This is a genomic window from Erwinia amylovora (assembly GCF_017161565.1).
Lineage (GTDB): Bacteria > Pseudomonadota > Gammaproteobacteria > Enterobacterales > Enterobacteriaceae > Erwinia > Erwinia amylovora.
The window spans coordinates 103636-117234 of sequence record NZ_CP066796.1 but is presented as its reverse complement, the minus strand read 5'-3'; the positions used below and the strand labels follow the sequence as shown (position 1 = coordinate 117234).

11 protein-coding genes are annotated in these 13599 nt (G+C 58.3%); 3 read left to right on the top strand and 8 right to left on the bottom strand.

What is annotated here, in order from left to right:
* Positions 1-2: 2 nt before the first annotated feature.
* The 6 genes from JGC47_RS00490 to kdpF all read right to left on the bottom strand — a co-directional run bounded on the left by JGC47_RS00490 (position 3) and on the right by kdpF (position 8324).
* A complete protein-coding gene (locus JGC47_RS00490) occupies positions 3-581 on the bottom strand; it encodes a cupin domain-containing protein (RefSeq protein WP_004161002.1) in 579 nt (192 codons plus the stop codon).
* Between the two features lie 644 nt (positions 582-1225).
* On the bottom strand, positions 1226-3904 hold the full coding sequence (kdpD, locus tag JGC47_RS00485) for a two-component system sensor histidine kinase KdpD (protein WP_004161005.1): 2679 nt from the start codon (positions 3902-3904) through the stop codon (positions 1226-1228).
* Between the two features lie 9 nt (positions 3905-3913).
* Positions 3914-4486, bottom strand: a complete 573-nt coding sequence (kdpC, locus tag JGC47_RS00480) for a potassium-transporting ATPase subunit KdpC (protein WP_004161007.1) — start codon at positions 4484-4486, stop codon at positions 3914-3916.
* Between the two features lie 11 nt (positions 4487-4497).
* Positions 4498-6546 (bottom strand): potassium-transporting ATPase subunit KdpB, encoded by a 2049-nt coding sequence (gene kdpB / locus JGC47_RS00475; RefSeq protein WP_004161012.1) that lies wholly within the window; start codon positions 6544-6546, stop codon positions 4498-4500.
* Positions 6547-6564: 18 nt separating this feature from the next.
* Positions 6565-8250 carry a potassium-transporting ATPase subunit KdpA gene (gene kdpA, locus JGC47_RS00470; protein WP_004161013.1) on the bottom strand — a complete coding sequence of 562 codons (1686 nt, stop codon included), beginning with the start codon at positions 8248-8250 and terminating at the stop codon, positions 6565-6567.
* Positions 8250-8324 (bottom strand): K(+)-transporting ATPase subunit F, encoded by a 75-nt coding sequence (kdpF, locus tag JGC47_RS17910; protein WP_004161015.1) that lies wholly within the window; start codon positions 8322-8324, stop codon positions 8250-8252. The genes kdpA and kdpF overlap by 1 nt, the downstream gene beginning before the upstream one ends.
* A 622-nt stretch (positions 8325-8946) precedes the next feature.
* Between kdpF and JGC47_RS00460 the strand changes: the two genes are divergently transcribed.
* The 3 genes from JGC47_RS00460 (at position 8947) to JGC47_RS00450 (ending at position 10700) form a co-directional block, all read left to right on the top strand.
* Positions 8947-9342, top strand: a complete 396-nt coding sequence (locus JGC47_RS00460) for a hypothetical protein (RefSeq protein WP_004161017.1) — start codon at positions 8947-8949, stop codon at positions 9340-9342.
* A 48-nt stretch (positions 9343-9390) separates the two neighbouring features.
* Complete coding sequence (locus JGC47_RS00455) at positions 9391-10302, top strand: nucleoside hydrolase (RefSeq protein WP_004161019.1); 912 nt, start codon at positions 9391-9393, stop codon at positions 10300-10302.
* Positions 10303-10478: 176 nt separating this feature from the next.
* Positions 10479-10700: a YdgH/BhsA/McbA family protein gene (locus JGC47_RS00450; protein WP_004161022.1), complete on the top strand. Its 222-nt coding sequence runs from the start codon at positions 10479-10481 to the stop codon at positions 10698-10700.
* Positions 10701-10823: 123 nt separating this feature from the next.
* Here the strand turns inward: JGC47_RS00450 and JGC47_RS00445 are convergent, their stop codons facing one another.
* Both JGC47_RS00445 and JGC47_RS00440 read right to left on the bottom strand, forming a co-directional pair.
* Positions 10824-12212: a TolC family outer membrane protein gene (locus tag JGC47_RS00445; RefSeq protein WP_004161024.1), complete on the bottom strand. Its 1389-nt coding sequence runs from the start codon at positions 12210-12212 to the stop codon at positions 10824-10826.
* 2 nt (positions 12213-12214) lie between these two features.
* On the bottom strand, positions 12215-13546 hold the full coding sequence (locus tag JGC47_RS00440) for an HlyD family type I secretion periplasmic adaptor subunit (RefSeq protein ID WP_004161026.1): 1332 nt from the start codon (positions 13544-13546) through the stop codon (positions 12215-12217).
* Positions 13547-13599: the final 53 nt, after the last annotated feature.

The window sequence follows — 13599 nt, the reverse complement described above, 5'->3', positions numbered from 1 at the left end:
CCTTAGTATGCGCATGATCCACGGGTACGCGCACGATCGATGCCAGGTTTAAGTTTGATAATCAGCTGGACGTTTGGCTCATCCCCCACGGTGCGCGATACATGACCGACGCGGTCATCGCCGGGCCGCGGCCGGGAGGAGGTATCAGCATTGAACTGCACTTCACCCGGCCCCTGCACCAGGGTGCTGCCATCTGTCGTTTCAACCGACCACTTGCCCGATAGCGTAATCACCCACTGCGGGCCTGGAGCATGATGCCAGCTACCGACATAACCCGGCGGCAACACGGCGTAAGCAATGCTTTCAACTTCATCAGGCGACAGGCCAATCCACTGCGGTGCAGACGGCGGCGCATAGCTTTTATGTTCCAGTCCTTCAAAGCGGCAGTGGCCGACATGCGTAGCCCCCTTATCATCGGCCCAGACGGTGGAAAATTTGACCGGCGGCTGGATTTTGCCATCACTGACGGTAGTTTCGTGCGAGTCGCCAGGCACAGCGCGCAACTGGGTACTTGCCCCGGCAGAGGCGATAACGCTAAACCCACAAATAAGTGCCACCGCATGGAGTGTGCTGCGTTTCATTAGATCTCCTTAATTATTGATATTCGGGTCCTATTATAAACAGCAATATTTGGACATGTCTTGTTACCCTGGCCAATATGGGATTATGCCTAAAAGGCGTGTATAACGACGGCAATAAAAAAGGGGCTGATTGCTTTTAGTGAACTGTCGGCTGCGAGTCATTGCTGGCTGTTTTACAGGATTCGCTACAATCCCATTCTTACTGATGCAGAAACGAAAAAAGGCGGGGTGGAAAGCCCCCGCCTTGATTCAAGTTCCTTCAGCGCTTACGGGCGTCCGGTCAGTTGTCTGATAACAACGATAATGCTTAAACGAAGATGCAGTATTTGCAGCATCAGCAGGATAATAGTTAGCGTTATCACCTGGCTGCCTCCTTGACAGAAAGGCGCTACCCGCCACTTATGCTCATGAACTTCCCTCGCGGCGTGTCTCAATGCGAGTTGATACACGCAGCACCCGGTAGCTGTTTGCGGCCTGCAACCGCAAGCGGAACTGAAAAAAACCGGTCCTTTCAACCGGGTTTTTTCGCCCTGAAGGCGCTGTTTTGCACCGAATTGAGATCTTCAACGCGTTTTCTCTCTGGCTGTAGGAAGTGTTTAACCACGACCGAATATCCACCCGGCCGCTTTAAACTCCCATCCAGGCTACATTGGCGTGTAATCTTCCAACAGCGGTGGTGCCGTTAGCGGCAGAGTGATCACAAAGCGTACCCCGCCCTGTGGCCGGTTTTCCGCATGGATTGTGCCTTCATGCAGCGTGATAACCGCCTGGCAGATTGCCAGGCCGAGGCCAACCCCCGGCACCGTCGACTCTTTATCGCCGCGTGAGAATTTCTCGAAGATCAGCTGTTGTTGGCCTGGTGCGATGCCAGGCCCACTGTCCCACACTTCCAGTTCCAGCTGCTGCGCAACGGCGTGCGCACGGATACCGATTTCCGCCTTATCACCCGCGTATTTCAGCGCGTTCTCCAGCAGATTAATCAGCACGCGTTCCATCAGCGGGCCGTCAACGTCAATCAGCAGCAGATCGGGAGGTAAATCGAGGGCGATCTGGCGCGCCTCCAGCAGCGGAGCTAACTGGCGCAAAGTGCTGCCAATCAGTTCGTCCAGCGCCATCCACTCGCGGCGTAAGCTAAAGCCGCCGGACTGCAGGCGCGCCATGTCCAGCAGGTTATTCACCAGTCGGATGGTATTGAGCGTTTGTTCACGCATCACGCTGGCCTGCGCGGCGTAGGGTGAGTTTTCGCTGGCGAGGTCGAGCGTGAGAATTTCCGCCTGGCCAAACAGCACCGTCAGTGGGGTGCGCAGATCGTGCGACAGCGCCGACAGCAGCGCATTGCGTAGCTGTTCGCGCTCCGCCGCCAGCCGTGAAGCGGCTTCGCGCTGGCTGAGGGCCATGCGTTCCAGCGCGTTAGCGATCAGCACGGTAAAAGTTTCCACCAGCCGCTGCTGCTCCGGGATCATCAGCTGGCGCAGATTCAGCGGTTCCAGGATCAGCAGTCCGAGGGTATCACTGCCGCTTTTCAATGGCAGCATCTGCCACTGCACGCCCGGCAAGGTATCGGTCCCGGCTCCCGCCGGCTGGCCCTTATCAAAGCTCCAGCGCGCAATTGCCCGGTCCGGCACCGCGCTAAGATGCGCAGCGCCTACCGGCACCAGCTCGCCGTGCTCGTCAGGCAGATAAAGCTCACTGCGCGCCTGTAGCGTACTTTCCACGCTGCGCTGTAAGGTGGCGGCGATATCACGCTGTGTCAGGGCGCGACTGAGGGCTTTTGCCGTTTCATACAAATGATGCGCCCGCTGCTCGCGGTAACGCGCCACCCGGGCCTGATAACGAACTCCGGCGGTTAAATTACCCACTATCACCCCCACCGCCAGCATCACGCCGAAGGTCACCAGATACTGCACGTCTGACACCACCATCGTGCCGGTTGGCGCGACAAAAACCAGGTCAAAGGCGGCGATATTCAGCAGGGTCGCCACCACTGACGGCCAGCGGCCGTAGCGCAGCGCGACAATCACCACCGCCAGCAGGTAAACCATCACCAGGTTGACCGAATCCACCGCCGGCAGCAGCCAGCGCCCGGCCAGCGTCACCAGCATACATAACAGCAGAGCGGCGGCACAGCCACGCAGCTGACCGCGCCGTTTTCCCTCGTTGCCGTTGATACGCTCGTTTAGTGAGCTGACGCCGTCCGCCGGCGGGTCGTCCAGCGCGACGATCAAAATATCCAGATCCGGCCCCAGTTCGCCAACACGCTCGGCAAAGCTTTCGCGCCACCAGCGCCGGGTCGGCCGACGGCCAATGATAATTTTGCCGAGGTTGTGTTCACGCGCGTAGCGCAGCACCGCGCTGGCCTCGCTCGGATCGGAGAGCGTGGCCGTTTCCGCACCCAGATCCTGTGCCAGTTGCAGAGTGCGCAGAATGCCGCGCCGCCGTGTCTCGGACAGACGGTACAGTCGCGGCGTTTCGACATACACGGCGTGCCATACGCTGTCGAGGCGCGCTGCCAGCCGGGCCGCGCTGCGTACCAGCTTTTCGCTGCCGCTGTTGTCGCCGATGCACAACAGAATGGCATCACGCGTGTGCCACACCTTTTCGCGCCCCTGGGTATCTCGCCAGGCACGCATCTGGTCATCCACCCGGTCGGCGGTGCGCCGCAGCGCCAGCTCGCGCAGCGCGATCAGGTTGCCCTTGCGGAAGAAATTTTCGATCGCGCGCTCTGCGCTCTCACCGATATAAACCTTGCCCTCTTTCAGACGCTGGCGCAGATCGTCCGGCGGCAGATCCACCAGCACCACCTCGTCGGCCGCATCGAAAAAGGGGTCCGGCACCGTTTCACGCACCCGAATGCCGGTAACGCCGCCCACCACATCGTTAAGGCTTTCAAGGTGCTGAACGTTGACGGTAGTCATCACGTCGATACCCGCGTCCAGCAACTCGTCGATATCCTGCCAGCGTTTAGGATGGCGCGAGCCGGGCGTATTGCTGTGCGCCAGTTCATCCATCAGGATCACCGCCGGATGGCGCGCCAGCGCGGCATCAAGGTCAAATTCCGGGCGGCGCTGCTGCCCGGTAGCCCGCCTTGGCAACACCGTTAGTCCGGCCAGTAGCGCCGCCGTTTCCGGTCTGTCATGCGTCTCTACCACACCGACCAGTACCTCCAGCCCCTGGGCGCGCAGTCGACGCGCCTCTTGCAGCATCGACCAGGTTTTCCCCACTCCGGCGCAAGCGCCAAAGTAAATTTTCAGCTTACCGCGATGGCTTTCCACCGCCTGGCGTAGCAGCGCATCCGGATTGGGGCGCTGGAGTTCGTCGTTCATGACACTCCTTTAGCGTTGTAGCGCGTCCAGCGCCAGGTTCAGCGCCAGCACGTTCACCGCCGGTTCGCCAAGAAATGCTGGCATGGGCATCGTGGTATGTTCATCAATCAGCTGCTGAACGTTTGCCAACGGCAACCGCCGCGCTTCGGCAACCCGCCAGGCTTGCCAGTAGGCCGCCTGCTGTGAAATCTGCGGATCCAGCCCGCTGGCGGAAGCCGTGATCAGGTCAACCGGCACCTGCTGGCTGGCCATCGGATTAGCTGCCCGCAGCGCCGCCACCCGCTGGCTGACCGCCTGGTCCAGCGCCGGGTTACTGCCCGCCAGGTTGCTGCCTGAGGAAGCCAGCGGATTATAGGGCCTGTCGCCAGTTGCTGATGGCCGCCCCTGGAAATAATCCGGGCGGGTAAAGTTCTGGCCGATCAGCGCCGAACCGCGCACGCTCCCCTGCTCCAGCAGCAGCGAGCCGTTTGCCTGCTGCGGAAACATCCACTGCGCCAGCGTGGTGGTCAGTAAGGGATAGAGCAGCCCGGTAACCAGCGTCAGCAGCAGCAGTAAAAATACGGCAGGACGAAGTTGACTCATGTTAGTTCTCCTTATGCCAGACCGGTGACGGTCAGCAGCATATCAATCAGTTTGATGCCGAAGAACGGCACCAGCAGCCCGCCTGCACCGTAGATCCACAGGTTACGTCTTAGCAGTGCTGCCGCGCTTAGCGGCCGGTAGCTTACGCCTTTCAGCGCCAGCGGGATGAGAAAGATAATCACCAATGCGTTAAAAATGACCGCCGACAGGATCGCCGATGCCGGTGAATGCAGCCCCATTACGTTGAGCTGATTCAGCTGCGGATAGGTCGCAGCAAACGCGGCGGGCAGAATGGCGAAATACTTGGCCACGTCATTGGCGATGCTGAAAGTGGTCAATGAACCCCGCGTCATCAGCATCTGCTTACCGATATGCACCACTTCCAGCAGCTTGGTGGGGTTCGAGTCCAGATCCACCATGTTGCCAGCCTCTTTTGCCGCCTGAGTGCCGGAGTTCATCGCCACCGCCACGTCGGCCTGCGCCAGCGCCGGGGCGTCGTTGGTGCCATCGCCGGTCATTGCTACCAGCCGTCCTTCCGCCTGATACTGGCGGATCAGCGCCAGCTTGGCTTCCGGCGTGGCTTCAGACAAAAAGTCATCCACCCCGGCTTCAGCAGCAATCGCAGCGGCCGTCAGCGGGTTGTCACCGGTGATCATCACGGTTTTAATCCCCATCTTGCGCAGCTCGGCAAAGCGTTCTTTAATCCCGCCTTTGACGATGTCCTTCAGCGCCACCACGCCCATCACCCGGTTACCGTCACTGACCACCAGCGGCGTGCCGCCCGCGCGTGCCACCTGATCCACCAGGCTGTTGACCTCGTTCGGGAACTGACCGCCGTTGCTGTCGATATATCGGCGCACCGCATCCGCCGCGCCTTTGCGGATGGCCCGTTGCTGTACATTGACCCCGCTCATGCGCGTTTGCGCCGAGAACGGGATAAAGGTCGCCCCCATGCTGTTGAGGTCGCGTTCGCGCAGATTAAATTTCTGCTTGGCCAGCACCACAATGCTGCGCCCTTCCGGGGTTTCATCAGCCAGTGAGGCCAGCTGGGCGGCATCAGCCAGCTGCTCTTCGCTCACGCCCTCCGCCGGCAAGAACTGCGTTGCCTGGCGATTACCCAGGGTGATGGTGCCGGTTTTATCCAGCAGCAGTACGTCAACGTCCCCTGCTGCTTCCACCGCACGACCGCTGGTGGCGATGACGTTGGCTCCCAGCATCCGGCTCATCCCCGCCACGCCAATCGCCGATAGCAACCCGCCGATAGTGGTTGGGATCAGGCACACCAACAGCGCCACCAGCACCGTAATACTGACCGGGTTACCGCCCCAGGCAGAGAACGGCCAGAGCGTCACGGTCGCCAGTAGCAGCACGATGGTCAGCGCCAGCAGCAGGATGGTAAGGGCGATTTCATTGGGCGTCTTGCGTCTTGTCGCCCCTTCCACCATCGCTATCATACGGTCAAGGAAGGTTTCCCCCGGGTTCACGCTGCACTGTACCACCAGCCAGTCAGAGAGAATGCGCGTACCGCCGGTCACCGAGGAGAAATCGCCGCCGGATTCGCGGATCACCGGCGCCGATTCCCCGGTGATCGCACTCTCGTCCACCGAGGCACCGCCCTCCAGCACTTCGCCGTCACAGGGGATAATGTCGCCCGCTTCCACCAGCACCCAGTCGCCTTTACGCAGCGTGTCCGCGGCCACCGGATGATGGCTGGCCCCGTACTTCGCCTCGTTGAGCTTTTTGGCCATGCTGGTTTTGGTCACGCCTTTCAGGCTGTTGGCCTGCGCTTTACTGCGCCCTTCCGCCAGCGCTTCGGCAAAGTTGGCAAACAGCACGGTAAACCACAGCCAGACTGAAATCGCCGTGGTAAATCCTGCATCGCCCGGCGTTTTACCAGCGGCCATGGCGATAGCCAGCAGCGTAGTGACCATACTTCCCAGCCAAACCACAAACATCACCGGGTTGCGTACCTGGGTACGCGGGTTCAGCTTTTTCAACGCATCGAGCAGCGCGACACGCATCAGCGCCGCGTCAAACAGCGCCAGTTGATTACGACTCATGACTCGATTCTCCGCCCGTTAATGACCAGGCATTTGCAAATGTTCCGCCACCGGCCCCAGGGCCAGTGCCGGGATAAAGGTCAGTGCACCTACCAGCATCACGGTGCCAATCAGCAGTGAAATAAACAGCGTGCCGTGGGTAGGCAGCGTGCCGTTACCGGCGGGCTGGACTTTTTTCACCGCCAGAGAACCGGCGATCGCCATCACCGGGATAATGATGCCGAAGCGCCCCAGCAGCATGCAGAACGCCAGCAGCATATTCCAGAATGGGGTATTAGCACTCAGACCGCCAAAGGCGCTGCCGTTGTTGTTGGCCGCCGAGGAGAGCGCATACAGCACCTCGCTGAAACCGTGAGCTCCCGGGTTAAGCATGGCGCTGCGCCCGGCATCGGTCATCATCGCCAGCGCGGATCCCAGCAACACCAGGGCGGGCGTTACCAGGATCGCCAGCGCGGTCATCTTCATTTCCCAGACGTCGATTTTCTTACCGAGATACTCCGGTGAGCGGCCGATCATCAGCCCGGCGATAAACACCGCCAGCAGCACAAACAGCAGCATGCCGTACAGCCCGGAGCCAACGCCGCCAAATACCACTTCACCAATCTGCATCAGCCACATTGGCACCATGCCACCGAGGGCGGTCAATGAGTCGTGCATCGCATTCACCGCGCCACAGGATGCCGCCGTGGTGATCACCGCAAACAGGCTGGAGTTCAGGATGCCGAAACGCGTTTCTTTGCCTTCCATATTGGCAGCGCTGTCAGCGCCAAGGGTGAGGAAGTGCGGGTTGCCGTTGACTTCGGCCCACATCACCACCACAACGGCCCCGATGAACATCAACGACATGGCCCACAGCAGCGCATGCCCCTGACGACGGTCGCGTACGATATCGCCAAACGCAAAGCACAGCGCCGCCGGGATCAGGAAGATCGCCAGCATCTGTACAAAGTTGCTCAGTGCGGTGGGGTTTTCAAACGGATGAGCCGAGTTGGCGTTGAAGAAGCCACCGCCGTTGGTGCCAAGCATTTTAATGGCTTCCTGCGAGGCCACCGGCCCCATCGGCAGCGTCTGTTTCACCCCTTCCAGGGTGGTCAGATCGAGATAGCCGTGCAGGTTTTGCAACGTACCCTGGCTGACCAGAAACAGCGCCATCAGCAACGACAGCGGCAGCAGCACGTAAAGCGTGATGCGGGTGATATCGCGCCAGGCGTTGCCCAGATCGCCTGATGCACGATTGGCAAAACCGCGCATCAGCGCAAAGGCCACGGCAATCCCGCTAGCCGCCGAGAAGAAGTTCTGCACCGTCAGGCCAACCATCTGACTGAAGTAGCTCAACGTGCTTTCCCCGGAATAAGCCTGCCAGTCGGTGTTAGTGATAAAGCTCACGGCGGTGTTCAGCGCCAGGTCCCAGCTGAGGCCAGGCAGGTGCTGCGGGTTCAGCGGCAGGCTGGCCTGATTCATCAGGATTAAAAGCAGCAGCAGCAGCCCGACGGCGTTGAACAGCAGAATTGCCAACAAATAGCGCTGCCAGCTCATGCCCTGCTTTGCCACCCCGCTGACGCGCCACAGCCCGCGTTCGACGGCGGCAAACCCGGTAAGCGGACGGTCGGCGACCAGATGTGCCAACCCTGTACCCAGCGGACGGGCCAGCAGCAGCAGCAGCAGCAGATAGCTGCCAATCAGCAAACTTGCGGTAGCCATCATCAGAATGTCTCCGCATTGATCAGGGCATAGATCAGATAACCCAACAGCATAAACACCAGCACAATGCCGGTCATCACAGTGATGCTCACAATACACCTCCAGAGGCGTTTCACATGGCGGATAGTGTTGCGGTTGGCGTGCAAAGTTGATGTAAAAATGTCGGGCTGGGGTGTAAATAAAGTATAAAAATGGCGGAGTGTTGACGAGATTTCAGCCAGTCCGCTCCCCTTAATCCCGTTTACCGATGATGAACAGGCTGAACCATCCTCATGCTGAATACCATGAAATAGCTTAGCACCCTCTTCAGCAACGCGTTTGATCACCGGGGAGCGCTGGTGACGCTTTCAGATTAATGGCGCTGAGTGCTTAGCAACTCTATCGCTACGCGGCGGCGCCGGTCACCAGCCACACCGCCAGGTGATCAATAATGCTTTGGCTATAAAGCCCCGGAACAACGTTTCGCCGGGCAACAGACAGCCCCCCGGCACGCCAAATGGCGGGTTCAAAAAGGTGACGGCACTGTTATGCGGGATGGCTACAATATGACTTCGTCATTATCAATTTTTGATGATGAAAATTACGTGGGTACAATCTATTTATGCACTTCGCTAGCCAGTTAACAGTATGGGTACAGCATCCTTCCCATCTCCTTATCAGAATGGTTAAATCCGGTATTCATTACCGATCGGAGGTTTTATGCTGTCCTCACATACCGTTAGTCTGGCTATTCAGCGCAACTGGGTCGATCTGTACGAGACGATCTGGCAACCGACGTTTTTCCCTAAATGGGCTTCTGAGCTTGGCCAGGGACCGCTGGAGCAGGAAGGCAACGGCTGGAAGGGGCTGGGTCCGCACGGCCCGGTTAAAGCCCGTTTCACCGAACACAACGCGTTTTGCATCATGGACCACTATATTGACAGCGGTTTCAGCAAAGAAATTTTTATACCGATGCGCGTCGTCGCCAACGAAGAAGGTGCTCAGGTGCTGATCACCGTCTTTCGTCAACCCCTGCTGTCGGATGAAAAATTTGCTCAACAGCTCGAATCGGTACAACGCGATTTGCAGGCGCTGCATAACCTGCTGACCACCTGACAGCCAGGCCAGGGATGAACGTGCGCCTGACAATGGAAAGGATCCCCGATGCAGAAAATTATCTTCGATACGGATATCGGCGTCGACGACGCTTTTGCTCTCACTTATGCGGCGCAGAGCGTCGACATCATCGGCATCACTACGGTATTTGGTAACGTACCGGTTGCCCAGGCGGTCAGCAACGCGCGCCTGTGCAGCCATAAAATCGGCCTGAATGTACCCGTCTATCGCGGCTGTTCACGGCCGCTGGTTCATCCACCCACCCCACCCGCCTGCGCCATTCACGGTGAGGATGGCTTTGGCGACGTGTTTGATAATCCGTGGAATGGCGCGGCAGGCAATGCCGTTGATTTCATCATCAACAGCGTGCGTAACAACCCGGACGCGCTGACCCTGGTGGCCGTTGGCCCGTTGACCAATATCGCTCTGGCGATCAATCAGGCACCGGATATCGTGCCGCAGATCAAGCAGCTGGTGATGATGGGCGGGGCTTTTGGCACTCACGGGCACGGCGGTAATATCACCCCATTTGCCGAGTGGAATACGTGGAGAGACCCGCACGCTGCGGACCAGGTGCTCAACTCAACGCTGCCGGTGGTAATGATACCGCTGGATGTCACCCTTCAGGTGCTGGTGCATGGGGATGAGATACGCGCCCTTAATCAGCCCGTTCTGGAAGCCATCTCGCGGCGCTATCTGCAATATAACTGTGAAAATGATGGCATTGCAGCCATTGCGCTGCACGATACGCTCACCATTGCCTGGCTAAATCATCCTGAGTGGTTTAGCGTCAGCGAATCTCTGGTGCACGTTGTCACCGATGGCATCAGCCGGGGTCAAACCTTGCGCCACCCGGCATCGCGTCAGAACCCGTTTTCCACCAGACTAGTCAAGAAGCTTTGCCTGATGGTGGAGTCACAACGGGTAAAACAACACTTTCTCAATGCGCTGCAACGCTGATCGCCAGACCGTGCCAAACATGAGTTACCGGAAGAACGGCTAACCCTCTTACTTGATCAATTTATTTGACATAGTAGGACAAATCACTCCGCTATTCCTGTTCCATTAACAGGCGTATTATTATTTTAACGAGGCAAAAAGCCTTTAAATAACACGACTGATTAAGGAACGACCCCATGAAATACATCAAAAAATTTGCGGTAATTATCGTGCTTTCTACCGTTTCTTTCGCCGGTGTAGCTCAGAGCGTTACCGCAACCGGTACGACTCTGGACAGCGCTGAAGCGAAAATTGCCACCCAGGCGCAGCAGGCCGGGGCCTCTTATAAAATCACCGAAGCCAATACCAAGAACGGCGTGCATATGACCGCCGAGCTGGTTAAACAGGTTGCGGGCTAACGTCAGGCAAAATGCAGGCAGCATCGAAGATCACCTTATCCCTCCTGCCGCCTGCGCGTCGCCGTTGGCGGTACCCGGTGCTGGTCATTTCCGCGCCGTCTTCCTCCAGACGCCATCCTTAACTCAGTGAGGATCAGGGCGACCGTAGGCAAAATACTGCGCCACACGTTGAACATCTTTTTCGTCCAGGGTGCCGGAATCGCTCAACAGGGTGATCCAGGATTTGATGTAGGTGTATTTGGCGGAGGCCAGATCGCGCCGGGCGCTGTAGAGCTGCTGTTCCGCGTTAAGCACATCGACGTTGACGCGCTGCCCCGCCAGCACGCTCTGCCGGGTCGCCGTGACCTGAGTTGTCGCCGACTTCACCGCCAGCTCGTAGGCCGTCAGTTTGACGCGACTGCTGTTACACAGGTTGAACTGTTTGCGCAGATCGTTCAGCGTTGTGCCAACCTGCATATCCATTTCTGCCATCGCCTGACCATAGCGCGCCACCGCCTGCCGGGTTGATGCCGCAACACCGCCACCGGAATAAATCGGCATGCTGACCTGTACGCCGATGCTGTCGGTGCGATATTTCTGGTTAACCGTGTTGTCGCTGCTGGAGTCATTTTCCGAATGCGAAGCATAAAGTTGCACGTTCGGCATAAAGTCGGCACGGTTGCTCTCCACCTCGTATTTCGCCGCATCAACGCCGTGGCGCGAGGCCGACAATGCCGGATTGTTTTCCAGCGCGATCTTTTGCCACTCTTCAAATTTGGCCGGAATCAGCGGTGCCACCCGGAACTTGCCAGGCCGCAACACCTGCAGTTCATCCAACTGGTTCAACGGCACGCCGATGATCGCTTCAAGTTCGCGCTGCGCGGCATCCAGCGCGTCGTGCGCTTCGATCGCTTGCGCTTCGGCCAGGCTGTAGCGCGCCTGAGTTTCCGCAACGTCGGTAAGGGTTCCCTCGCCCGCACTAAGCAGGCGATCGTTCAACGTGAGTTGCTCTTTATAAGCCGCCTTTTGCGCTTCGGCCAGGGCGATTTGATCTTTGGCATCGGCCACTTCGATGTAAGCGCTGCTCACCCTTACCGCCAGGTCGAGCAGCTTGCCGCGGTAACGCTCGTCCGACATCATCGCCTGTGCCACGCCGCCCTTATAACGTGCATAGGCCTCGTAATCGAACAGCGGCTGCGTCAGCGTGACCGAACTGGAATAGCTGCGGTACTGCTGGCGTCGCGTCGCTTCCGACACGTTGCCTAAGAAGTCGCTTTGCGGGTATTTCTGCGTTTGCCAGTTGCGCGGTGAGTTCTGGTAATTAAGCGATATCTTCGGCAGCAGCCCCGCCCTGCCGATATTTTCGTTTTCATCTCCCGCTTCTTTCTCTTTTATCGCCGCCCGGAAAGTCGGGTCCTTTTCTAATGCCAGCGAATAGGCGTCTAAAATACCTAGCGCATAAACCGGTGCCGACATCGCAAACAAAAGGGTGCCGACAACGAGACCGGCAGCCTGTCGTTTTAACTGAATCAAAATTATTCCTCGGTCAATGAAGTATGAGCGCGATCCAAAATAGGTTTAAACAGATAGCTCAGTAGCGAGCGCGACCCCGTTTTCACGAACACTTCCACCGGCATCCCCGGCTTGATGTCCTCGCCACTGAGCATGGCCATGCCCTCTGGAGAGACCGTGACCTGCATCCGGTAGTAAGGTTCACCGCTGGTTTTATCGACCAGACGGTCGGCGGAAACCAACGTGACCGTTCCCGGAATTTTCGGGGTTTTATTTTGGTTGAAGGCGGTAAACATCAGATCGACCGGCAGTCCTTGGTACACCTTGTCGATCAGGTCAACTTTCAGGTGAGAATCCACCACCAGCGCCGCCTGGCTGGGTACAACGTCCATCAGGTGGTCACCCGCTCCCACAACGCCCCCCTGAGTGAAGATATTCAATCCGACCACGGTACCGTCCACCGGTGAGGTGATGGCGGTGTTGCCCAGGTCGAAATCAGCCATTTGCAGCTTGTTGCGAAACTCGCTGATGTCCATTTGGGTTTGCGCCAGCTGCGTTCTGACCTCGCGCTGATAGTCAGCGAAGCGCTGATCGATACGCTGCTGAGATTCCTGCAGCTGCTTTTGCAGTTGGCCAATCCGCCCAGCCGTTTCATTGCTGCTGCTGCTCACCTCGGCGAACTGGCGCTGAACGTCCAGATAGCGATTGCGCGGCAGATAACCGTCTGCCGCCAGCTGTTTCATGCTGTTCATCTGCTCGCGCAAGCTGGAGAGCTGAATCTGCTTGTTGGCGCGCGAGTCCTGCAGGCCTTTCAGCTGAAAACGCATTCCATCCATCGACTGCTTATAACCGTCAATTTCACTTTGCAATCCTTGACGGCGGGAAGCGAACAGCTGCGTTTGCAGCGCGATGATCTCCACTACGCGCGGCTGATCTTTGACCTGGGCGAAAATGGGGGAGAAAGTGACCTGGTTCAGGCCATCTCGCTCGGCAAGCAAGCGCCCTTCGGTTGCCAGCGTGGTGTAATAGCGATCGCGCAGCGAATCGACCTGTGCCTGTGCCTGCACCTGGCTCAACTGCACCAGAATCGCGCCGGCTTTCACCTTGTCACCCTCTTTGACCGCGATATTGTTGATGATGCCGCTGGCCGGGGCCTGCACCGTTTTACTGTTGCCGGACACGGTCACCGTTCCCGGTGACGCGACCCCTTTGTCCAGCGGCGCAAACGCCGCCCAGGCTAAAAAGCCGAACAATCCCACCCCCAGCGCCAACCAGCCCATGCGGGTATAGCGGCGCTCATCCTGCGGGATCTGTGCTGAATACGAGTCCTGCGACTCGTCAATATGCGTAGACATACCCATTCCTTTGACTGCAGGCGGCGTGAAAATGCCGACTGGCAAGTTCACGG

Excerpts from the sequence above, each read along its gene's own strand:
- kdpB (WP_004161012.1), bottom strand. The coding sequence starts at position 6,546 with ATGAGTCGTAATCAACTGGCGCTGTTTGACGCGGCGCTGATGCGTGTC.
- JGC47_RS00440 (WP_004161026.1), bottom strand. The coding sequence starts at position 13,546 with ATGTCTACGCATATTGACGAGTCGCAGGACTCGTATTCAGCACAGATC.
- kdpA (WP_004161013.1), bottom strand. The coding sequence starts at position 8,250 with ATGATGGCTACCGCAAGTTTGCTGATTGGCAGCTATCTGCTGCTGCTG.
- JGC47_RS00460 (WP_004161017.1), top strand. The coding sequence starts at position 8,947 with ATGCTGTCCTCACATACCGTTAGTCTGGCTATTCAGCGCAACTGGGTC.
- JGC47_RS00455 (WP_004161019.1), top strand. The coding sequence starts at position 9,391 with ATGCAGAAAATTATCTTCGATACGGATATCGGCGTCGACGACGCTTTT.
- JGC47_RS00490 (WP_004161002.1), bottom strand. The coding sequence starts at position 581 with ATGAAACGCAGCACACTCCATGCGGTGGCACTTATTTGTGGGTTTAGC.
- kdpD (WP_004161005.1), bottom strand. The coding sequence starts at position 3,904 with ATGAACGACGAACTCCAGCGCCCCAATCCGGATGCGCTGCTACGCCAG.
- JGC47_RS00450 (WP_004161022.1), top strand. The coding sequence starts at position 10,479 with ATGAAATACATCAAAAAATTTGCGGTAATTATCGTGCTTTCTACCGTT.
- kdpC (WP_004161007.1), bottom strand. The coding sequence starts at position 4,486 with ATGAGTCAACTTCGTCCTGCCGTATTTTTACTGCTGCTGCTGACGCTG.